Annotated in this window: 2 pseudogenes; one reads left to right on the plus strand and one right to left on the minus strand. The window is 62.5% G+C overall.

Annotation, left to right across the window (positions count from 1 at the left end):
- Window positions 1-124: pseudogene (locus J5M56_RS24340) on the minus strand (AraC family transcriptional regulator); the annotation flags it as partial.
- Between the two features lie 135 nt (window positions 125-259).
- On the opposite strand from J5M56_RS24340, the pseudogene J5M56_RS24345 reads away from it, so the two are divergent.
- A pseudogene (locus J5M56_RS24345) lies at window positions 260-515 on the plus strand (UDP-2,3-diacylglucosamine diphosphatase); the annotation flags it as partial.

The raw sequence follows: 515 nt of genomic DNA on the forward strand, positions 1-515 counted from the left end.
GGCTGCCACAGCCCTCGACCTCGAAATCCAGCGCACCGGACAGACCGAACACCAACTGCGCGTGCTCGTGGCTGTGCACAATCAGGTCGTGGGTGTACTGGCGCAGGGTGAGGATCGGTCGCATGGCAGGTTGTCTCCGAGGTGGCCGTCAGTCTACACCGCAGTACGCCGGATGCGTTGTCACACGACTGACTCAAGTCTGTCACGGTCGATTAACCCGGCGCGCGCAAGCTGGCGAAAACATCGCAGAGGGTTGCCCATGACCAGCGCCGAGCTCGCCAGACCCAGTCGCAAACACCGGGTGCGAACCCTGTGGATCTCCGATGTGCACCTGGGCACGCGGGATTGCCAGGCCGAGCACTTGTCGCAATTTCTCAAGGGCTACCACGCCGACAAGGTTTATCTGGTCGGTGACATCATCGATGGCTGGAAACTGCGCAGCGGCATGTACTGGCCGCAAGCCCACACCAACGTCATCCGCCGCCTGCTGACCATGAGCAAGCGCGGCACCGAGG

Source organism: Pseudomonas sp. 51_B (assembly GCF_017491595.1).
GTDB lineage: Bacteria > Pseudomonadota > Gammaproteobacteria > Pseudomonadales > Pseudomonadaceae > Aquipseudomonas > Aquipseudomonas promysalinigenes.